Below are 20,527 nucleotides of genomic sequence, written 5' to 3' on the forward strand. Positions count from 1 at the left end.
CCGTTTGGCAATGGTTGGTTATGGTTTGCGACGATTGACGAAGTAGAAGATGGTCACGAGCACCACTGACAGCGCCAGGAATACCGTGGCGATGGCATTGATTTCCGGACTCGTTTCGCGCCGCAACTGGCCGAGCATGTAGGTGGGCAACGTATCCTGCCCGCCGGACTTGACGAATTCGGTAATTACGACGTCGTCGAGCGAAATGACGAAGGCCAGCATGAAGCCGGCGATTATGGCGGGCCTCAAGAGCGGTAGCGTCACGAAACGGAAGGCTTTCCAAGGCGTGGCGTATAGGTCGGCGGCGGCGCGCTCCAGCGTCAGGTCCATGTTCTCCAACCGGGCTCGGATCGGCAGATAGGCGAACGGGATGCAGAAGGCGGTATGCGCGGCAATCAGGTAGCCGAGACCAGAATAACCGGTCCAGACCTTGATGCGCGAGAACACGATCAGCAGTGCTACCCCGGTGACGATTTCCGGCACCATAAGCGGCTGGTTTATGAAGGCATATTTGAAGGTCAGGCCGGGATAAGGCCGCGTGCGGGTCGTGGCCAGCGCCGCCATGGTTGCAACAATCGTCGACAGCGCGGCCGCTGAGACCGCCAGCACGAGCGATCGGACGGAGGCATCTTGCACGGTCGAATTGTGCCAGGCCGAAATGAACCAACGCAGCGAGAAGCCGTCCCAGCGCGACAACGAATCCGCCGCGTTGAACGAATAGGCGACGAGCGCAGCGATCGGCAGGTAGAGCGCTGCGAAGGTCATAAGCGCGATAAGGCCGAAGCCGGGCTGCGCCTGTATGTCGAACGAACGCTTAGCCATGGACACCTTCCGACCGGGAAGCGTTGCGCACGTAAAACAGCAGCGCGATCATCACCACCGCCATCAGCGTGATCGAGATGGCCGCGCCCAGAGGCCAGTTGCGACCCGCGCTGAACTGCAGTTCGATCAGGTTGCCGAGCATCATGTTCTTGCCGCCGCCCAGCACGCGAGGAATGACATAGGCGCCGAGCGAGGGAATGAAGACCAGGATCGAGCCAGCGATGACGCCTGGCTTGATGAGCGGGAATATGATCCGGCGCAGAACCTGCAAACGGCCGGCGTAGAGATCATATCCGGCCTCGACCAGCCGGAAGTCGAGCTTTTCCATCGAAGCGTAGAGCGGCAGGACCATCAGAGGCAGGTAGATATAGATCATGCCGAGCAAGATGGCGGTGTCGGTATTCATGATCTGCAGCGGTTGCTTGATGATGCCGAGCGCCATCAGCGCCGTGTTGACCAGCCCTTCGTTGCGGATCACCTGCTGCATGGCGAAGGTGCGGATCAGGAGATTCGTCCAGAACGGAATGGTGACGAGGAAAACCCAGACCTCACGTGTCTTCGGCGGTCGCGTGGCGATGAAATAGGCTGTGGGGAAGCCGAAGAGCAACGTCAGCACGGTGGTGTAGAAGGACAGGCTTATCGAACGCCAGAAGATGGACAGATGCGCGTCCGCCAGGCCCAGCGTGTCGTCGAAGATGTCACGCTGGAACAGGACCGATGTCCATCCGTCCAGCGAGAAGGTGCCGAACTGCACGTCGCCATAGTCGCCCTTCAGCATGAAGGAATAAGCCAACATCACGAAAAGCGGCCCAGTGGCAGCCAGAAGGATGATGACGAGCGCCGGCGCCGAGAGCAGCCAGCGGTCGCGTATGTCCCTGGCGTCGGCGGCGCGAGCAATTTCCTCGGCGTTGGCCATGATTGTCCTCTAGTCCTTCAGCGCCTGAGCGGCATTCGGGCCGATCGCGACGCCCACGCGGTTGCCCGGCGCAAGCGCTTCGCCACCGCCGCGGCTGTTCTGCCGCCGCACGATGAAGGCGCTGCCGTCGTCGAGCTTGAGATGGAGATGCGTGTCGGTGCCGAGATAGACGACGTTCTCGACCGTGCCCCTGAGCGAAGCATTGGCGTCGGCCGGACCGATCTGGGCGTGCTCCGGCCGCACCACGAGCGTAACGCTGCCCGACGGCGTAAAACCTTCCGGCAACGATGCCGGGATTTCCGCACCGGTCGATAGCCTGACGGTGGCGCGCCCATCGGCCGCGCTTTTCACCTCGCCCTCGATGAAATTCGTCTCGCCGATGAAGTCGGCGACGAAGCGTTCGGCGGGCCGGTCGTAGATGTCGCGCGGCGTGCCGACCTGCAGGATCTTGCCGGCCGACATGACCGCGATGCGGTCGGACATCGTCAGCGCTTCTTCCTGGTCATGGGTGACGAAGATGAAGGTGATGCCGGTTTCGTGCTGCAGACGCTTCAGTTCGATCTGCATCTCCTTGCGCAGCTTGTAGTCCAGCGCCGACAACGGCTCGTCGAGCAAGAGCACCTTGGGCTGCGGCGCCAGCGCGCGGGCCAGCGCCACGCGCTGCTGCTGGCCGCCCGAGATCTGGCTGGTGCGACGCGCCTTCAGCGCCTCCATCTTGACCAGCTTCAGCATCTGGGCGACACGCGCTTCGGTCTCTCCTTTCGGCTTGCCGAGCATCTCCAGCCCGAAGCCGATATTCTGCGCCACCGTCATGTGCGGGAAGAGCGCATAGCTCTGGAAGACGGTGTTGACCGGACGCTTATAGGGCGGCAGCGGCGCGATGTCCTGCCCGTGCAGCAGGATCTCGCCGGCGGTCGGAAAATCGAAACCGGCAATCAATCTCAGCAGCGTTGTCTTCCCGCATCCGGACGGGCCGAGCAGTGTGAAAAACTCGTTCTCGCGGATCGACACCGACACGGTGTCGAGAGCGGCTACCTGGTTCTCGCCTGTTCCAAAGACCTTGCGAACACCGCGAACTTCGATCGCGTTCTTACCCGGTTGTTCCGGCACGATTACCCCATTGAGAGCGCCTGCTCTTGTCGGCAGGTGTGTTCCTGTTTTGATTGTCACCACAAGCCGGTCGGCTTGGCAACTGCGCAGCAGTGACTCGATCCCGAGTCCCCATTCAATTAAGCAATTCCTATGCCATCGTTAGGCTTGGTAGGTGATCCTCCCTCCACAGATGGTGGTCACCGGATGCACGGTGTGCAGCGCCTCCGGCGCGATCGCCTCGATATCCGCCGACAAGACGACGATATCGGCGAGATATCCGGTTTTGAGGCGACCCTTGCGATGTTCATTGAACTCCGCATAAGCGCCCTCGAGCGTGTAGCCCTCTATTGCCTCCTGCAACGAGAAGCTCTGGTCCGGCATGCCTTCTGCCCAAGGCTTGCGCATTACTGCCGCCTGGATCGACAGGATCGGATCGACCGGCGAAACCGGCCAGTCGGAAGCGAACACCACGCGCGCGCCGGCGTTTTTCAGCGTGCGCCAGGCATAGCTCAACGGCCACTTGTCGCGGCCGATGCGCGAGATCGTCGGCTCGAGCGGGAAGTTCATGGCGCCGGGGGGATGCGCCGGCTGCATCGACGCCAACACGCCGAGCTCGGCGAAGCGCGGCACGTCGGCGGCCGTGATCACCTCGATATGCTCGACGCGATGCCGGCTGTCGCGCCGACCGTTCTTCTTCAGCGCCGCCTGGTAGCCGTCGAGCACTGCCCGCACGGCGCCGTCGCCGATCGAATGCACGGCAATCTGCAGCCCGCGCCTGTCGGCCTCGACCGCCACCTCGGCGAAATGTTCAGGCGAAAACAGCGGCTCGCCCCGCCATCCGGGCCGATCGGCATAGTCGTCGACCATCACCGCCGTCCAGGAATCCAGCACGCCGTCATAGAAGAGCTTGACCATGCCGGACGACAGCCACTCGGAATTGTAGCTCGCGGCCATCCGCGAGGCTTTCTCAAGCATGTCCAGCTTCATGAAATTCTTGAAGTGGAACGGGATCTTGGTGCGGCAAAGGAGCCGCCCCTCTTTTTCCAGCCCGGCCAGCAGCTCGAGCTGATAGAGATTGCCGTCCATGTTCTGAATCGAGGTGATGCCATGCTTGGCGCACCATTCAAGGCCGCGATGCATCAGGTCCCGATCGGCAGCCAGTTCCTTCGCCGAAGGATAAGGATCGGGCTCCGCGCCTTCCAGGCCAAGCCGCGTCCGGTTCGCCCCGTAATGGTCGAGGACCGGTCCGAAGGCCTCGCCTTCGCGCAGCTCGCCGGCGGCGAGCCCGTCGGCCCCCATGACGATCTCGTTGCCTTGTCCGACCTCTCTGCCATGCAGCAGCCCGGCCTCTTCCAGCGCCTTGGTGTTCGCCCACATCGTATGGTGGTCCGAAGCCGACATGGCGAAGGGACGGTCGGGAATGATGCGGTCGAGATCGTGGCGCGTCACCGGCTCCGGCAGGATGGCGTAGTCGACGCCGGCGCCGATCAGAAGCCTGGCGTCCGGGCGCTTCGCCGCGAAATCCTGGATCGCGTCGCGCAGCGCCTCGAAGCCGTGCACGCCCGCCAGATGCAGATTGTCGAGCTCGGCCGCGCCGCCGAACAGATGCATATGCGCCTCGATGAAGCCCGGCAGAACGGAGCCGCCCTGTGCATCGACAACCTTTGTCGTCGGACCTTTGAGCTCCTCGATGGAAGCGCGGCTGCCAATGGCGATGATGGCGCCGTCTTTGACGGCAACGGCCTCGGCAGCGGGATTGTCATTGTCCATGGTCAGCACGCGGCCGTTGACGACCACAAGATCCGCACCACCATCCGCAACCGACATCGCGACTCCACATTTTGCTGAGGGACCGGCAACGCCAGATCCAACGAGCCGCCGCTCCATATGGACAGCGCCGTGGGACAAATCGATGCCGATGCGCCGTCTTCGAAATTCCCCTTGTTATCGTGGAAGACAGCGTGGATAAAGAATGCGACTGATTATTCGCGTTTGTCAACATGCCGGATTTAGAATGTACTGTGGACTGCACCGCACGCCGATGGCGAGGCCGAGCGGGGAACGGGGGCAACAAGCAGTGAAGCGCAGTCTCGACCGCAAGACCAGAATAGCGCTCGAACCGCGCAAGCAGCCGCGGCAACAACGGTCAAGCAAGGTGGTCGACAGGATCCTCGATGCGGCCCTGATCCTGACGCGAGAGCAAGGAACCAGAACGCCGACGACGCTCGCCATCGCGCAGCGCGCGGGCCTGTCGGTCGGTTCGGTCTATCAGTACTTTCCCAACAAGGAAGCCATTCTTCTGGACCTGGCCCGGCGCTGGCTGTCGTCTTTTCCCGAGGTGATCCGGAAACGCATCAACGTCCCTCGGCCGACCAACCGTGACGAGTTTCGGCGCGAGGTGCGCAAGCTCTTCGCCGACACATCGAGGCTCTATCTCGAAAACGCCACGCTGATGCCGGTGATCGAGGCAATATCCGGCAACGCCGATCTGAGGCCTATCCAGGACGAATACGACAAAGAGATCGTCGCCCTTTACGCCGCGTGGCTGCGGCATGTGAATCCGGCGCTTGAGGACAAGATCGCCAGTCGGCTCGGCGTGCTGATGATGGAAGTCGGCCATGTCTGCCGGCTTGTCGGGCTGAAGAGAGACCGCAGGACCTACGACCTCATCGAGGACGATGTGGAAACCATGTGGCTCGCCCTGGTCAGCCCCCATCTCAATCTCGAGTGATTTCGCACTTCCAACCGATTTCGCACTTCCAGGGAGTTTCCATGAAAACTGTCTATTCGCCACGTCATGCCGGCCATTCAGGCCAGATGGAACTGGTCACGTCGGCGATCGTGCCGGGTTTCGAGAAGCCGTCGCGGGCGGAATTCATCAAGGCGCGAGTTGAGAGCGAGAAGCTCGGGCCGATCATCGGACCGGCCGAGCACGACCTCGCCGCCGCCAAGCGTGTGCATGAGGCTCACTACATCGACTTCCTGCCGACGGTGTGGCCGCAATGGGTCGCCGCCGGCTTCACGGGATCGGCGATGGGGTTCACCTGGCCGACGCGCGGCCTGCGCGGCGATGTGCCGCCGAAGCGCGTCGATGCCTTGCTCGGCTATTATTCCTTCGACGCCGGGGCCACCTTCGTCGAAGGCACCTGGGCGGCGATCAAGTCGTCCTATGATGTAGCGCTGACCGCCGCCGCTTTGGTCAAGGACAGCGAGCGCAGCGCCTTCGCGCTTTGCCGCCCGCCCGGCCATCATGCCGGCGCTGCCTTCATGGGCGGCTACTGTTTCATCAACAACGCCGCCGTCGTCGCGCAGTGGTTCCGCGACCACGGCGCCAAGCGCGTTTCAATCCTCGATGTCGATTACCATCACGGCAACGGCACGCAGGAAATCTTCTATCGCCGCGGCGACGTCCAGGTGCTCAACCTGCATGGCGATCCGATGGTCGAGTATCCCTTCTTCCTCGGCCATGCCGACGAGCGCGGCGAAGGCGACGGCGAAGGTTTCAACGTCAATTACCCGATGCCTTTCGGCACCGATTGGGACGGCTGGAGCGCGTCGCTGGAGGACGCCTGCGCCAGGCTCGCGGCCTACGCCCCTGATGTCGTCATCGTCTCGCTCGGCGTCGATACTTTCGAGAAGGACCCGATCAGCCAGTTCAAGCTGAAGAGCGAGGATTATCCCAAGATCGGTCGCCGTATCGCCAAGCTCGGCCTGCCGACGTTGTTCGTCATGGAAGGCGGCTACGCCGTGGAAGAGATCGGCATCAACGCCGTCGGCGTGCTGACCGGCTTCGAGGATCGCTAAGCCCCTGTTCAAGGCCATGCGCTCCCGGATGCAACCGGGGGCGTATTTTTTTTACGACCTCGCCTCGAAATCATCGACTCAATTCAGCTTTGAACTACCGCCAAATAACGCGAAGACCGGCTGCTGAGTCGCAATGCGAGTCCATCGGATTCGATTTTGTCAAATCGCGTTTGATGTCAGATTCATCTGCGGGTAGATTAGACCCGAATCAGCCGGTCCACGGGGGCGCGGCGACCACCCAAAGTCTCGAGTCCGGCGCCAGGCCGGCACCAGACGCGGACGGTTTCGCGTTCCCTAGAAGGATTCGGCGCGGTTGGGCGCCGTTCGCGCCCGTGAGTGTGTCTTCGTAAACGTGACGCGTTTCGGGTCCGGCCGTTGGCTTCGCCAGCACCGGGCACAAGGATCGATTCCGGCAAGAATCCAAGAATTAAAATGAGCAGTCCCGCCGCGCTTCTCCAACCCGACGCTTCAGGCTCGCGCCTGACGTCGCGCGGCGATCTCACCAGCTTCTTCATGCAGCTTGCCGCCGATATCGGCGCCGACAGCTACATGCTGGTCGCCATCGTGCATGACCAGGACCGTAACGATGCGCGCATCGTCTCCTCCAACTGGATCTTCGACGCCATCGAGCTGATCGGCAAAAGGCTGATCGCCAATTTGGCGCTAGGCCCCTTGACCGTGGCGCCGGGCGTACGCCCGAAGCCGTTGGTGGCGGCGCACGCGCCCGACGCCGGTGCGTTGCTGAACGGCGAGGAAGCCCGCCTGCTCGACGTGCTCGGTCACGCCGAAATCTATTCGCTGCGGCTCAATGTCGGCCGGCAGCGCCTGTTCGTGCTGTTCTCGGCTGCCGAGGCAGGCAGGATCGACCTGGCCGCCCTGATGAAGGCGCAGATCAAATGCTGTTATGCGCTTTCCAGCATTCCGCAGCTGATCGCGGCGGCATCCATGCAGGACCCGCTGTCGGACCGCGAGCGCGAATGTCTGTTCTGGGTTTCGGAAGGCAAGACCACCGATGAGGTGGCCGTCATCCTCGGTGTCTCGTCGAACACCGTCAACAGCTACATCACGCACGCCATCCAGAAGTTCGCGGCCAGCAACCGCGCGATGGCGATCGCGACCGCGATCAGGAGCGGCATCATTTGAAGCACGCACAGGTCAAAGAGGCGGCCGCCGCCCTTTTCAACGATCAGCGCAATCCGTTCGGCGCCTTCTCGCTCGGCTCGGAGACCCATCAAGCGGTCACCATTCCGGATGCCGTGCGTCGCTGCCGCTGGATTGCTGTCGATATCAACGCCTCGGCCTTCGGCCTCTATTTCGTCAGCCCCTCGCCCGAGCGCGCGCGTCTCGTGGCGTGTTTCGATTCCGACTATCCCGGCACCGCGGTCGCGACCAAGTTCATCTCCGGCGCCAATGGCGAGGACATGGTGCGCCACAGCCGGCTCTCGACGGCGCCGCGCTGGTGGGCCGACGACGGCAGCGCCGGATCGCGGCAGGTCTTCCACTCGCTCGCCTGGGCCGAGCCGACCACGCCGCTGGCGCCCGGCACCAACGGCATCGCCTTTCCGGTACATGCCGATCGCGGCCAATGCGGGCTGGTCGTCTTTCTCGGCTCGGAGATCGCGCTGTCCGACGAAACGCTGTGCGAGATCCACGCCCGCTCCTTCGCGCTTTTCGCGGCGGTCGCCCGCATCCGCCCCGGCGACACCGGCAGGGCGCGTTCGATCTCCAAGCGCGAGCTGGAATGCCTGAAGCTGACCGCCAACGGCAACACCAGCGAGGAGATCGCCAAGCTCCTCAAGCTCTCGGTGCATACCGCCAACCAGTACCTCACCCAGTCGACGCAGAAGCTCAACGCGGTCAACCGCAACCAGGCGGTCGCCAAGGCGTTGCGGCTCGGTTTGATCGAGTGACGTCACGCCTGCGGCGCTGAACGTGCCGCGGCTAAAGCATGTCTCCCGAAAGTGGGAACCGGTTTCGGGGCAAAGACATGCGCAAAATCAAAAGCCTAAAGCGCAGGGAGCGAATCCAAAAGATTGCGACGCGCTTTAGATTGGCTCGCCTGCTATCAATCTCAGGGGAATGCCAGCGGCTCGGTCCTGCGGATGCGAGCCTCTTCGATCGCGTCCTCGAGCAAGGCCGTGTTGTGCTCGGGCGTCTCGCCAGGCTTCTCGAACGACACGTAGTTGACCGTCACAGCTGCCTCGTGCTCGATCAGCGTAAGCTGGAAATAGACCGTCACGCCGCGCGGCCGAAGCTCGAGGTCGAGCACGATGCGCGGGCTGCCGCTCCAGTCGACATGCGCCTCGCCGCCATGGCCGAGCCGCAGCATGCCCGGCCGGAAGTAGAGCTCGGCCGCCGAATCCACCAGGTCCGAGAGGCAGGCGAAATGCTCAAGCCGGATGAAGGCGATATAGTCGGCAACGTCGATGAGCCTCAATTCGCCCACCACGGGCTCGATGGCGCTGGCGACGATCAGCTCGCGGGAATTGGCGTGTGGTTGCCGGTCCATGGGTTAGCGGCGTCCGTTCATTGGGTTGCTTTTCGCGCTGCCTTCTTCGAGTAGACGATCCGCACCAACTCGGCGACCGCCTGGTAGAATTGCGACGGGATCACGCTATCAACCGAAACTTGCTTGTACATGGAGCGCGCGAGCGCCACGTCCTCGAAGATCGGGATGTTGTTCTCCCTGGCGATCTCGCGGATCTTGAGCGCCACCAGGTCCTGTCCCTTGGCCAGCACGATCGGCGCGGAATCTTCCTCGCGCACATATTTCAGCGCGATCGAATAGTGCGTCGGGTTGGCGATCACCAGCGTCGCGCGCGGCACGGCCGTCATCATGCGTTTGCGCGCCCGGTCGCGCGCCAGCGAGCGCAGCCGCGACTTGACGATCGGATCGCCTTCCGACTGCTTCAGCTCGTCCTTGACTTCCTGCTTGGTCATGCGCAGGTCGCGCCGCCAGTGGAAACGCGACCAGACGATGTCGACCACCGCGATCAGCCCCATGACGAAGACGATCGCAACCAATATGTCGACGAAGATGCCGCGTATGACCAGGCCGAACGAGGCCGGATTGGTGATCATGCCGGCGAGCAGCTTGCGATGATCTTCCGAGAGCGTGAAGGTCAATACCGCGATAGCGAAGCCGAGCTTGGCCAGCGACTTCAGGAACTCGACCCAGCCCTGCACGCCGAACATCCGGCTCCAGCCCTTGGCGATCGAGATGCGCGACAGCTGCGGCCTGATCCGCTCGCCGACGATTTGCGGCATGTTCTGGAACACCGAGGCGCCGATGCCGGCAACCGTCAGCAGCACCAGCAGGCTGACGACGGCGCCGCCGATCTCGACCAAGACCTGCTTGTAGAGCGAGATGACGTCGGTCTCGGTGTCCATCGGCCAGGCTTCCGGCTTTTCCAGGAACGTCGACAGGAACATGCCGAGATCGACGATCGCGTCCTTGGCGTAGAAGACGGCGAAAACCAGTATGGCGAGGAAGGAGGCAAAGATCGCGGTCTCACGCGAATGGGGCAGCTTGCCCTGTTCGATCGTGTCGCGGATCTTCTTTTCTGTGGCTTCCTCTGTTTTGGAATCCTTGTCGACCGCTTCAGCCATGGCGTCCTGACCGGGCTATGATCGTCAGGCGGCTTCGGCGGTGGCGGTCTGCATCGAGGGCAGCTCGAAAGCCCCTTCGCGCGACAGCCGGATGGCGGCGACCGATATGCTCTTGCGCGCCGCCATGATGTCGGCAAGGGCAATGCCTTCCGATCCTTGTCCGAGCTCGGATTCGATCATGCGGCGGGAGCGTGCGCCGATCGCCGAGAGCACCGATTCGGCGAGTTCCGGCGGCGCGCCGCGCAGCGCCAGCGTGACGAGCTCCGTCGACAATCCGTCGAACAGCAGAACCCGGGCTTTCTGCGGCAGCAGCGGCAGATCGTCGAAGGCGAACAGCCGCGACCTGACGCCGGCGAGATCTGGCGTGCCGGCTTCCTCCAGGTCCTGCATAAGGTCGTCCAGTTCCGGCTTCGCCATTTCATTGAGCATGCTGGCGACGCGCTCCTGGCCGGCAGTGGTGTCCCGGCTGGCTTTCTGCGACAGCACGCTCACGCGCAGCTGGTTCTCGACGATCCGCGATGCCGCGTCCGGGATGTTGGCCATTGTCACCATGCGCTTGATGATCTGGCTGCGCATCGGTTTTTCCATGGTGAGCAGCACGTTGGCGGCTGTCTGCGGCGCAAGCTTCGACAGCACCATGGCCGATGTCTGCGGATGCTCGCCCGCAAGGAAGCTGCCAAGGCGCGCCGGCTCGAGCTTCTCGAGGTCCGGCCAAATCGGCGCGGGTCCTTCCGGGACAGGCTCGAACTTCTTGTCGCCCATGATGGCGCTCATTTCCTCGGGCGACAGCGATTCGTTGAGGATCGTGTCCATTCGGTCGGCTGAATCGAGCAGGCCGGCGCCCTCGGTGAACTCGGCTTCGAACTCGGCGACGATCCGTTCCAGATCAGCCTGCGGAATGGTGCGTAGGAGACGCGCGCCCTCGATCAGCGCCTTCAGCTCGTCCTGCTTGAAGAATTTGAGCAGGCGGCTGGCCGCGGGCTTGCCCATGGCCACCAATATGGCCGCCGCCTTTTGCGGACGTGTGAGCGCCAATGCCGTCGTCATGCGTGTTGTCCTCGCTGCCGATTGGTCCGCCCGCCGGCCATTCTCAGGCGCTCTTCGTCGCGGCGATGATTTCGGTGAGCCGGATACCGAAACGCGTCGGATCGCTTTCCAGCACCGTGATCTCGCCGCGCGCTATTCTGCGGCCGTTGACCACGACGTCGACCGGCTCGCCGATGCGGCGGTTGAGCGCGACGGTGGAACCCTTTTGCAGCGCCATCAGCTCCGACACGGGCATCTCCGTGCTGCCGAGCATGATCTGCACGTCGACCGGAATGGTCATGATGATCGAGGAATTGGCACCCGAATACAGCGCCCCATCCGGGCGCTTTTCCTCTTCCCGCAGCACGCCGCGCAGTTCCTCGATGGCCCGGTCGAGCTGTTCGTCGGGCTGATCGGGTTCGGCTTCCACCTTGGTTTTTGCCATCTGTCGTCTCCATGAATCCCGTGCCTGGCGTCAGCCCGGCATCAGTCCGTCGATGAAATCCTGCCCGGCGTCATGCGGATGGCTGATGCGGACGGTGTAGTTCTGCCCCAGCTTGCCGAACTCGCAGACAAACAGGGTCTTGTCGCGGGCGCTGAGCCTGGCGTTGAGCTGGGCGTTCTCCTCCAATTCGATCACCTGGCCGGGCTCGAACGCGGCGAGGTCGCCGAGCGTCAGCCGGGCGAGGGGCATCGTCGCTTCGAGCCGGACGGTCGAGCGCATCACCTCTTCGGAGAAGCGGGCCCGCCAGTCGAATTCACTGGCTTCGCCTTCTTCGGTTCTGGCGGTGGCTCCGCGCGTAGACAGAAGGACGCGCTGCGGAATCATCACCGTGATGGTGCCGGTATCGGTCGGCGTGGAGACACCGAACACGATGCGGACCGCGGCGCCGTCGCGCAGCACGCGCCGCCTCGCTTCGCCGCCAGACGTCGCCTTTGGCACCGGCAGGCGCAGCTCGAGCGAGCGCTTGCCGGATCCGTTGAGCGCCGCCGCGACCTCCTGGAACACCATGGTCGCGACATCGGCCTCGATCTGCGACAGGTCGCGCTCGATCGGCGCCACCGGCTGGTCGGGATCGCCGCCGAACAGCGCGCTCACCATGACGGCCACCGCATGCGCATCCATCACCAGCGTCATAGCGTCGGCCGAGGCCGGCGAGGACACGATGGTCAGCGCGAAGGCATCGCCGGCGCGCGAACGCGCCTCTGGAACGCGGCCGACCTCTACCACTTGCAGATCGACGGTCACCGCCGCGCCGAGTTCTGCGACAAGCGCCTTCTGCAGCAACGGCAGCGCCCGCTCGGCCATGCCGCGGCCGACGCCGATCACCTGCGCCGCCTCGCCGCTGTCGCCGACGAGCCGCTCGATGATCAAGGCCCGCGTTTCTGACGGACTGGCCGGACTGGTCATGACGGCAGGCGGCCCTGTCTGCGATGGAGCATGCTCAGGCCGCCTTCTTCTCGGCGGTGCCGGCGTTCATGGTGCTCTGCTCCACCGCATCGATCGTCGGACGTTCGTAAGAGGATATGGTCTTGCGGCCGAATTCGATCGCCACCTGCGGCAGGGCGCCGTTCATATACGCAAGCAGTGTCTGTTTGACGATGATGTAGAGGCGGTTCTTCTTTTCGCGCACCGTCTTGATCTTGGTGGCCACCGGACCGACCACAGCATAGGACAGGAAGATGCCGAGGAAGGTTCCGACGAGTGCCGCGCCGATCAGGCCGCCGAGGATCTCCGGCGACTGGTCCAGCGCGCCCATCGCCTTCACCACTCCGAGCACGGCCGCGACGATGCCCAGCGCCGGCAGGCCGTCGCCGACCGCGACCATCGCGTGGTAGGCCTTCAGCTTGTCGGTACGGATCGTCTGGATCTCCTCGTCCATCAGCGCCTCGATCTCATGCGAGCGGGCGTTGCCGATGATGATGATGCGGCAGTAGTCGCAGATGAAATGGGTCAGGTCGTGGTTCTTCAGCACGGTCGGAAAGGCCTGGAAGATGGCCGACTCCTCCGGATTGTCGATATGCGCTTCGACCTCGCTGCGCGACTTCGAGCGCAGCTCGCGCATCAGGCTGTGCAGGACGCCCAGCGTCTCGAGGTAGTCGCGCTCCTTCGGCACCGCCTGCTTGAAGGCTTCGAGAATGCCCTTGCCGGTATCCTTGACCGTCTTCATCGGATTGGCGACGAGGAAGGTGCCGAGGGCGGCGCCGCAGATGACCACCGCTTCCCACGGCTGCAGCAACACATGCAGATGGCCGCCCATGGCCATGAAGCCGCCGAGAACGCAGCCGAGCGTCACCACAAGTCCGATCAGAATGCCCACGACAGGTCCTTCCGCATGTCACATCGTGGATCAGGGATAGTCCTCGTGCCTTGTGTGAGGCTTGAATCGAACGCATCGAACGCGATTCAGCTTCGCGCAAGGAAGTGACGCTATTGTGCGGGGATAGCTTCGGCCGGAGGCATGCCCTTTGCTTAGCACCTACATCAGCTACCAGTTGATCGCCAAAGACATCCCTAAGTCTATCGCCCGCATCGAGCAGCAGCCGACGGTCGATCGCGATACCCAATACTATCTGGCCAACATCACCAAGGTGAAATCGATCGACGATTTCGTCAAAAACGACCGGCTGTTCAAATACGCCATGAAGGCTTACGGGCTGGAGAACATGGACTATGCCAAGGCCTTTATGGTCAAGGCGCTGAAGGAAGGCATCTCGAATCCCGACAGCTTCGCCAACAAGCTGACCGACAAGCGCTACGCCCAATTCGTCCGCGCTTTCAACTTCGCGGCGGATGGTGCCGATGCGACGGTCTACAATCCGGCGCAGCAGCTGGTCACGAAGAACTACGCAATGCAGGCTGAGATCGCCGGTCTCGACCCGGATTCGGACTATGTGAAGGGCGAGACGACATATTATCTCGCCAACATCACCAAGGTGAAATCGGTCGACGACCTGATGTCGAACGACCGGCTCTACACCTACGCGCTGGCCGCATTCGGTCTCGACTCCGCCACCGAAGACAAGGACCTGATCAGGCAGGTCCTTGAGGGCGGTGTGCGCGATCCGGACAGCGTTGCCAACAAGCAGACCAACAAGGCCTATGCCGGGCTGGCCTCGGCCCTCAACTTCGAGCAGTACGGCGCAAATGCCACCACCTATGTTCCAGCGCAGCAGCCGACCGTCGACAAATACCTGCGCCAGACCTTGGAAGAGGACGCCGGCCAGACCAACGAGGGCGTGCGACTGGCGCTCTATTTCCAACGCAAGGCGCCGGACATCACCAGCTGGTACGACGTGCTGGCCGACACCGCTTTAGCCAGCGTGGCGCGGACCGCGCTCGGCCTGCCCGATTCCTTCGCCACCGCCGACATCGACAAGCAGGCGCAGCTGTTCGAGCAGAAGCTTGACATCAAAGACTTCACCGACCCCGACAAGCTCAGCAAATTCCTGACCCGCTTCACCAGCATGTACGAGATCAACCACCCCACCTCGACGGCGGTGACGTCGGTCAGCGTGCTCTTCGCGCAGCCGACCAGTGTCGGCATATCCACCGACCTGATGATGGCCATGCAGCAGTTGAAGTTCTGAGAAGATCATGCAGGACAGCCTTTACGTCGCCCTTTCCTCTCAGATCGCGCTCGAGCGCCGTCTCGACACCATAGCCGACAACGTCGCCAACGCCTCGACCATCGGCTTTCGCGCCACCGGCGTGAAGTTCGAGGACGTGGTCTCGGGCACCGGGCCGAAGTCGGTTTCCTTCGCCTCTTCCGGCAAGACCTATCTTTCCGGCGCGCATGGCGCGCTGACCGAAACCGGCAACCCGTTCGACTTCGCCGTCCAGGGCGACGCCTGGTTCGCCATCGAGACGCCCGCCGGCACGGTGATGACGCGCGACGGCCGCTTCTCCATGAACGAGAACGGCGAATTGATGTCGATCGAAGGCTACCCCGTCCTGGACGGCGGCGGCGCTCCGATCCAGCTCGATCCGCGCAACGGCCCGCCCAAGGCAGGCGCCGACGGCTCGCTCAGACAGAACGATCAACTGGTCGGCGCGATCGGCCTCTACAATTTCGACCCCGGCGAGAATTTCGTCCGCTATGGCAATTCGGGTGTCGTTCCGGCGCGCACGCCCGAACCCGTCACCGACCGCTCGGACGTCGGTATCGCCCAAGGGTTTCTGGAAGAGTCGAACGTCAACCCGGTGCTGGAAATGACTCGGCTGATCCAGGTGCAGCGCGCTTTCGAGAACACGGCGGCGCTGATGCGGCAGGCCGATTCCTCCACCGACGACGCGATCAAGACGCTCGGCTCGAAGTGACGGCATGACGACCGGCTCGTCCCTGTTGCGCGCTTCCGACAGCCCGGCGGCCACCGAACGGACCGACAGGCTGGCCGCGCTCGAACGCGTCTGGCGGCGGTTCGACGATCCGCAGGCGCTGCTTTCACGCGGCGGCCGCGTCGCCGAGATATCGCCGACGCATTACAAGGTCCGCGGCCTGTCCGGGATTGCCAGGCTCGGCGACATCGTCGAGCAGCGCGGCAAGGCCGGCGCACGCCGCGGCGAGATCGTCAAGATCGGCAGCGACGAGGTGGTGGTCGCGCCTTTCGAACGCAGCGCCGACGCCGGCATCGGCGACGTCGTTTTCCGCCGCGGCCCGCTCGCGGTCGCACCGCATGTCTCCTGGCGCGGGCGCGCCATCGATGCCTTGACGCGGGTCATCGACGGCGGACCGCCGCTGATCAGGCCGAATGCCGCCGGTGCTGCGGACGGGGCGACACCCGGCGCCTTGGCACGTCAGCGCGTCGGCACCGGCTTCCTCACCGGCGTCAGGGTCATAGACATCTTCACGCCGCTCTGCTTCGGCCAGCGGCTCGGCATCTTCGCCGGCTCCGGCGTCGGCAAGTCGACGCTGCTTGCGATGCTGGCCGGCGCCGAGGCCTTCGATACGGTGGTCGTGGCGCTGATCGGCGAGCGCGGCCGCGAGGTGCGCGAATTCCTCGAGGATACGATCGGCGCCCACAGCATGGCCAAGACCGTCGCCGTCGTCGCCACCAGCGACGAAAGCGCCATGATGCGCCGGCGCGCGCCCGACACCGCCATGTGCGTGGCAGAGCATTTCCGCGACCAGGGCCATCGCGTGCTGCTGGTGCTGGATTCCATCACCCGCTTCGCCCATGCGCTGCGTGAGGTGGCGACCGGAACCGGCGAGCCGCCGGTCGCGCGCGGCTATCCGGCCTCGGTGTTCACCGACCTGCCGAAGCTGCTCGAGCGAGCCGGGCCGGGGGCCGAAGGCAAGGGTTCGATCACCGCCATCATTTCCGTGCTGGTCGACGGCGACGACCATAACGATCCGGTCGCCGATTCGGTGCGCGGCATCCTCGACGGCCATGTCGTGCTCGACCGCGCACTTGCCGAGCAGGGTCGTTATCCGCCGGTCAATCCGCTGTCGTCGATCTCGCGCCTCGCCGACAAGGCTTGGAGCGCGGAGCAGCGCATGCTGGTGACAAGGCTGAAATCGATGATCGCGCGCTTCGAGGACACGCGCGACATCCGTCTGCTGGGCGCTTACCAGAGCGGCGCCGATGCCGAGCTCGACATCGCGGTGCGCCAGGTGCCGCTGATCTACGAGGCGCTCACGCAATCGCCGAGAGACCGCGCATCGGCCGATCCGTTCGCCGACCTCGCCCGCCACCTCAAGGGGAAGCTGAATGGCGATCAAGGAGACTGAGCTCCAATACACCGAGCGCATGTTGCGCGACATGCTTGCCGAGGCCGAGGCAGCTGAGAAAGCCGCTGCCGATGAAGCAAGAATTGCCAGGAACAGAGCCGCGCGCGCCAGGACGGAGAAGGCGACGGCTCTTCTAAGCAGCGCCAACAGGCCGCATCCGCCGAGGGCGACCGCCGATATGGCACAGGCCAGCCGCGATTCGTTGCTCGATGGCCTTTTTCCCCGCACCGAGTGGCCGGAACCGCCGAAAACCCAGTTCCCGCGCCTCGCCGACAAGAGCGCGGACCGCCGCAGCGATTTCGTCATCGCCGCGCTCGGCATCACGCTCGGGCTGATCTGCGCCCTGTTTCCCTGGTACATCTTCTTCAACCAGGAGCAGTTCGGCGTCCAGGCCATCAAGTTCGGCGGCAGCGGCAGCAATTCCGGACGCGACGGCGGCGGCGTTGTGGCCGAACGCAGCGGGCCGCTGACGGTCAAGGACATTCCAAATGCCGATATCGACCTGTTTGCCACCGGAACGGTGCAGGACGACCCCGCGCCGGCGCCCGGCGATCAGCCTTTCCCGGCCGCCGCTTCGGAATTCAAGATGGTGCATGCCGCCAACGGCCGCGCCATGATCGAGGACGATACCGGTCTGTGGATCGTGCAGCGCGGCTCCGTCCTGCCGGATTCCAGCCGCGTCGCCTCGATCGAGCAGCGCGGCGGCAAATGGGTGATCGTCACCAGCGCCGACAAGGTGATCCAGCTCTCGAAGTAGCCGCTAGAGCATGATGCCGAAAAGTGTGAAGCGGTTTTCGGACGACGTCGTGCTCTATTCCTTGATGTAGAAGCGGATTCAGATTTCAGGTCCATAGACCTGAAATCATACGGCTCCAGGGCGCAAGCCCACCCCGCGCAAGGTCCACGCAAGACTGGCCGCCTAGTCTTGCGCGTACTTGCCCGGGAGATTCCCATGGAACCCGTAAATCTTTTCGATCTCGCCACGCGGCAGTCGCAATGGCTGGCCGTGCGCCAGTCGGCGATTGCCTCCAACATCGCCAATGCCAACACGCCCGGCTACACCGCCAATGACGTCGAGCCCTTCGAAAAGGTCCTCGACCGGACCGCGGTGACGCTTGCCGCCACGCAGACTGGCCACCTTGGCGCCGAAAGGGCCAATGCCGGCTTCAACGTCAAGCCCGAGGACCCTGACGGCGCGATCATGCCGTCGAAGAACACCGTGGTTCTCGAACAGGAGTTGATGAAAGCCGGCGAGGTTCGCCGCTCCTTCGAGCTCAACACGGCGATCGTCAAGGCCTTCCACTCGATGATGACGATGGTGGTGAAGAGCTGATCATGGATGCGCTGACTGCAGCCCTCAAAGTCGCGGCATCCGGCCTTGGCGCCCAGTCCGAGCGGCTGCGCGTGGTCTCGGAGAACCTTGCCAACGCCCAGTCGACCGGCAGCACGCCCGGCGCCGATCCCTATCGCCGCAAGACCATCACCTTCCAGTCCGAGGTCGACCGCGCAACCGGCGGCTCGCTGGTGGAAGTCAACGCGATCTCCCGCGATCCTTCGGACTTCCCGATCGAATTCCAGCCGGGCAACGAAGCCGCCGACGCCAAAGGGTACGTCAAGATGCCCAATGTCAACACGTTGGTCGAAATGGCCGACATGAGCGAGGCGAACCGCTCCTATGAAGCCAACCTGCAGGTCATCAAGCAGGCTCGCGATCTGATTTCCATGACCATCGACCTGATGAGGAACCAGTAATGATCGGCGGTATCGGGGCAATACAATTCAAGACGGCGGTTGATGGGGCGGAGCAGGCGTCACCGAACCTGCTGCAGGGCGGCGTCGGAACGCAGGCCGGCGAAAGCGTCGGCAGCAGCTTCGCCGAGGTGCTCAGCCAAGCGGCGACGAAGACCGTCAACACCCTGCAGGGCGCCGAGCAGATGTCGATACAGGCCCTGAAGGGCGACGCCGATACGCGCCAGGTCGTCGATGCGGTGCTGAGCGCCCAGCAGGCGCTGCAGACCACCATCGCGATCCGCGACAAGGTCGTCTCGGCCTATCTCGAAATCAGCCGCATGAGTATCTAGCGTCATGAAAGCCCTTGCCATCGCCGCCACCGGCATGAATGCCCAGCAGACCAACCTGGAAGTCATCGCCAACAACATCGCCAACATCAACACCACCGGCTACAAGCGGGCGCGGGCCGAATTCTCCGACCTGCTCTACCAGGTCGACCGCACCCAAGGGGTGCCCAATCGTTCCAACACCTCGCTGGTGCCGGAAGGCGTCTCGATCGGTCTTGGCGTCAAGACGACGGCGGTGCGCAACGTCCACACGCAAGGCGAGCTGACCAGCACCGGCAACAGCTTCGACCTGGCGTTGACCGGCAGGGGCTGGTTCCAGATCGAGGGCGCCGATGGAGCCACGCTCTACAGCCGCGCCGGCGCCTTCAACACCAACGCCACCGGGCAGCTCGTGACGGTCGACGGCGCCAATGTCATTCCGGCCATCTCTGTGCCGACCGACGCGGTCGAGGTGATCGTCAACAAGACAGGCCAGGTCTTCGCCCGCATCCAGGGCCAGACCGACCTCCAGCTGCTCGGCCAGCTTCAGATCGCCAACTTCGCCAACGAGGCGGGCCTGGCGCCGCTCGGCGACAACCTCTTCCAGGAAACGGCCGCCTCAGGCCCGGCCAATGTGGGCGTCCCCGGCGATCCGGGCTTCGCCACGATCCAGCAGGGCTATCTCGAATCCTCCAACGTCGATCCGGTGAAGGAAATCACCGAGCTGATTTCGGCGCAGCGCGCCTACGAAATGAATTCCAAGGTCATCCAGGCCGCCGATGACATGGCCTCGGTGGTCTCAAAGAACATCAGGTAACGGATGATGGCCTGGCCGATCTCCTCCGCACTTCGTCGCGCCGTGCTGGCCACCGTCCTGGTGGCCGCCGGCACGCCGGCTTTGGCGCAGGACCCGACCGGCCAGTCGGCAAACCAGATCGCCGCCGGCCAGGCCGTCGGCGAGGCCGTGCTGATCCCCAACCGGGTCATCTATCCCGGCGAGACCATCGAGCCCGCCTCGCTCAAGCAGGTGACGCTCATCCCCGGCAAGCACAAGCCGGACGGCATGGCGACGCGCTCGGAGGAGCTTCAGGGCAAGGTTGCCAAGCGCACGCTGCTGCCCGGCCGCTACATCCCGGTGACTGCCATCCGCGACGCCTGGCTGGTCGAGCAGGGCGCTTCCGTCCAGGTCTATTTCACCGCCGGCTCGCTCACCATTTCGGCCGCCGGCGTTACGCTGCAACCAGGTGCTGCCGGTGACCAGATCAAGATCCGCAACACCGACAGCGGCAAGATCATCTCCGGCACGGTGATGGCCGACGGCACCATCAAGGTCGGCGCTTCGTGATGCGCGCCTTTGTTCTTCTGCTGAGCGCCGCCATCGGCCTGCAGCCGGCATTCGCGGATGGGCTGACGCCCAAGGCCAAGCGGGAGCTCGCGCAGAAAAACGGCGGTGTCTACGACGATCCGGA

General features: G+C 63.7%; 23 protein-coding genes. 13 read left to right on the forward strand and 10 right to left on the reverse strand.

Going from position 1 to position 20,527, the window contains the following annotated elements:
- Positions 1-18: 18 nt before the first annotated feature.
- The 4 genes from LB520_RS05435 to LB520_RS05450 form a co-directional block, all read right to left on the reverse strand.
- Positions 19-822 carry an ABC transporter permease gene (locus LB520_RS05435; protein WP_224636728.1) on the reverse strand — a complete coding sequence of 268 codons (804 nt, stop codon included), beginning with the start codon at positions 820-822 and terminating at the stop codon, positions 19-21.
- Positions 815-1,738 carry an ABC transporter permease gene (locus tag LB520_RS05440; RefSeq protein ID WP_224636729.1) on the reverse strand — a complete coding sequence of 308 codons (924 nt, stop codon included), beginning with the start codon at positions 1,736-1,738 and terminating at the stop codon, positions 815-817. Before LB520_RS05440 ends, LB520_RS05435 begins: the two co-directional genes overlap by 8 nt.
- Before the next feature lie 9 nt (positions 1,739-1,747).
- Complete coding sequence (locus tag LB520_RS05445; protein WP_140842027.1) at positions 1,748-2,848, reverse strand: ABC transporter ATP-binding protein; 1,101 nt, start codon at positions 2,846-2,848, stop codon at positions 1,748-1,750.
- Positions 2,849-2,989: 141 nt separating this feature from the next.
- Complete coding sequence (locus LB520_RS05450) at positions 2,990-4,657, reverse strand: amidohydrolase (RefSeq protein ID WP_224636730.1); 1,668 nt, start codon at positions 4,655-4,657, stop codon at positions 2,990-2,992.
- A 250-nt stretch (positions 4,658-4,907) separates the two neighbouring features.
- Between LB520_RS05450 and LB520_RS05455 the strand changes: the two genes are divergently transcribed.
- The 4 genes from LB520_RS05455 to LB520_RS05470 all read left to right on the forward strand — a co-directional run bounded on the left by LB520_RS05455 (position 4,908) and on the right by LB520_RS05470 (position 8,544).
- Positions 4,908-5,561 carry a TetR/AcrR family transcriptional regulator gene (locus tag LB520_RS05455; RefSeq protein WP_140689327.1) on the forward strand — a complete coding sequence of 218 codons (654 nt, stop codon included), beginning with the start codon at positions 4,908-4,910 and terminating at the stop codon, positions 5,559-5,561.
- A 41-nt stretch (positions 5,562-5,602) separates the two neighbouring features.
- Positions 5,603-6,634 (forward strand): histone deacetylase family protein, encoded by a 1,032-nt coding sequence (locus LB520_RS05460; protein ID WP_224636731.1) that lies wholly within the window; start codon positions 5,603-5,605, stop codon positions 6,632-6,634.
- Positions 6,635-7,066: 432 nt separating this feature from the next.
- On the forward strand, positions 7,067-7,777 hold the full coding sequence (locus LB520_RS05465) for a helix-turn-helix transcriptional regulator (RefSeq protein WP_140842032.1): 711 nt from the start codon (positions 7,067-7,069) through the stop codon (positions 7,775-7,777).
- Positions 7,774-8,544 (forward strand): helix-turn-helix transcriptional regulator, encoded by a 771-nt coding sequence (locus LB520_RS05470; protein ID WP_140541759.1) that lies wholly within the window; start codon positions 7,774-7,776, stop codon positions 8,542-8,544. The genes LB520_RS05465 and LB520_RS05470 overlap by 4 nt, the downstream gene beginning before the upstream one ends.
- 161 nt (positions 8,545-8,705) lie before the next feature.
- Here LB520_RS05470 and LB520_RS05475 read toward each other — a convergent pair whose 3' ends face one another.
- The 6 genes from LB520_RS05475 to motA are packed head-to-tail and all read right to left on the reverse strand — an operon-like array spanning position 8,706 to position 13,590.
- Complete coding sequence (locus LB520_RS05475; protein WP_095766394.1) at positions 8,706-9,143, reverse strand: hypothetical protein; 438 nt, start codon at positions 9,141-9,143, stop codon at positions 8,706-8,708.
- 17 nt (positions 9,144-9,160) lie between these two features.
- Positions 9,161-10,243, reverse strand: a complete 1,083-nt coding sequence (gene flhB / locus LB520_RS05480) for a flagellar biosynthesis protein FlhB (RefSeq protein WP_224636732.1) — start codon at positions 10,241-10,243, stop codon at positions 9,161-9,163.
- A 24-nt stretch (positions 10,244-10,267) separates the two neighbouring features.
- A complete protein-coding gene (locus tag LB520_RS05485) occupies positions 10,268-11,290 on the reverse strand; it encodes a flagellar motor switch protein FliG (protein ID WP_224626682.1) in 1,023 nt (340 codons plus the stop codon).
- A 43-nt stretch (positions 11,291-11,333) separates the two neighbouring features.
- Positions 11,334-11,714, reverse strand: coding sequence for a flagellar motor switch protein FliN (gene fliN, locus LB520_RS05490; protein WP_224636733.1), 381 nt, complete (start codon positions 11,712-11,714; stop codon positions 11,334-11,336).
- Positions 11,715-11,744: 30 nt separating this feature from the next.
- On the reverse strand, positions 11,745-12,680 hold the full coding sequence (locus LB520_RS05495; protein WP_224603454.1) for a FliM/FliN family flagellar motor switch protein: 936 nt from the start codon (positions 12,678-12,680) through the stop codon (positions 11,745-11,747).
- Between the two features lie 34 nt (positions 12,681-12,714).
- A complete protein-coding gene (gene motA / locus LB520_RS05500; RefSeq protein ID WP_095766389.1) occupies positions 12,715-13,590 on the reverse strand; it encodes a flagellar motor stator protein MotA in 876 nt (291 codons plus the stop codon).
- Positions 13,591-13,738: 148 nt separating this feature from the next.
- Here motA and LB520_RS05505 point away from each other — a divergent pair, with 148 nt between their 5' ends.
- The 9 genes from LB520_RS05505 (at position 13,739) to flgA (ending at position 20,403) form a co-directional block, all read left to right on the forward strand.
- Positions 13,739-14,860: a DUF1217 domain-containing protein gene (locus LB520_RS05505; protein WP_224636735.1), complete on the forward strand. Its 1,122-nt coding sequence runs from the start codon at positions 13,739-13,741 to the stop codon at positions 14,858-14,860.
- A 7-nt stretch (positions 14,861-14,867) separates the two neighbouring features.
- Positions 14,868-15,590, forward strand: coding sequence for a flagellar basal-body rod protein FlgF (flgF, locus tag LB520_RS05510; RefSeq protein WP_224543323.1), 723 nt, complete (start codon positions 14,868-14,870; stop codon positions 15,588-15,590).
- A gap of 4 nt (positions 15,591-15,594) precedes the next feature.
- A complete protein-coding gene (gene fliI, locus LB520_RS05515) occupies positions 15,595-17,001 on the forward strand; it encodes a flagellar protein export ATPase FliI (RefSeq protein ID WP_224636736.1) in 1,407 nt (468 codons plus the stop codon).
- Positions 16,982-17,758, forward strand: a complete 777-nt coding sequence (locus LB520_RS05520; protein ID WP_224636737.1) for a hypothetical protein — start codon at positions 16,982-16,984, stop codon at positions 17,756-17,758. Before fliI ends, LB520_RS05520 begins: the two co-directional genes overlap by 20 nt.
- 195 nt (positions 17,759-17,953) lie before the next feature.
- A complete protein-coding gene (flgB, locus tag LB520_RS05525) occupies positions 17,954-18,334 on the forward strand; it encodes a flagellar basal body rod protein FlgB (protein WP_140542872.1) in 381 nt (126 codons plus the stop codon).
- Positions 18,335-18,336: 2 nt separating this feature from the next.
- A complete protein-coding gene (flgC, locus tag LB520_RS05530; protein WP_095766383.1) occupies positions 18,337-18,753 on the forward strand; it encodes a flagellar basal body rod protein FlgC in 417 nt (138 codons plus the stop codon).
- Positions 18,753-19,082, forward strand: coding sequence for a flagellar hook-basal body complex protein FliE (locus tag LB520_RS05535; RefSeq protein WP_224636738.1), 330 nt, complete (start codon positions 18,753-18,755; stop codon positions 19,080-19,082). Before flgC ends, LB520_RS05535 begins: the two co-directional genes overlap by 1 nt.
- Positions 19,083-19,086: 4 nt before the next feature.
- Positions 19,087-19,875: a flagellar basal-body rod protein FlgG gene (gene flgG / locus LB520_RS05540; RefSeq protein ID WP_095766381.1), complete on the forward strand. Its 789-nt coding sequence runs from the start codon at positions 19,087-19,089 to the stop codon at positions 19,873-19,875.
- A gap of 6 nt (positions 19,876-19,881) precedes the next feature.
- Complete coding sequence (gene flgA / locus LB520_RS05545) at positions 19,882-20,403, forward strand: flagellar basal body P-ring formation chaperone FlgA (protein ID WP_224636739.1); 522 nt, start codon at positions 19,882-19,884, stop codon at positions 20,401-20,403.
- The last annotated feature ends 124 nt before the right edge of the window (positions 20,404-20,527 follow it).

Origin of the sequence: Mesorhizobium sp. CA12 (assembly GCF_020165255.1) — a bacterium.
GTDB lineage: Bacteria > Pseudomonadota > Alphaproteobacteria > Rhizobiales > Rhizobiaceae > Mesorhizobium.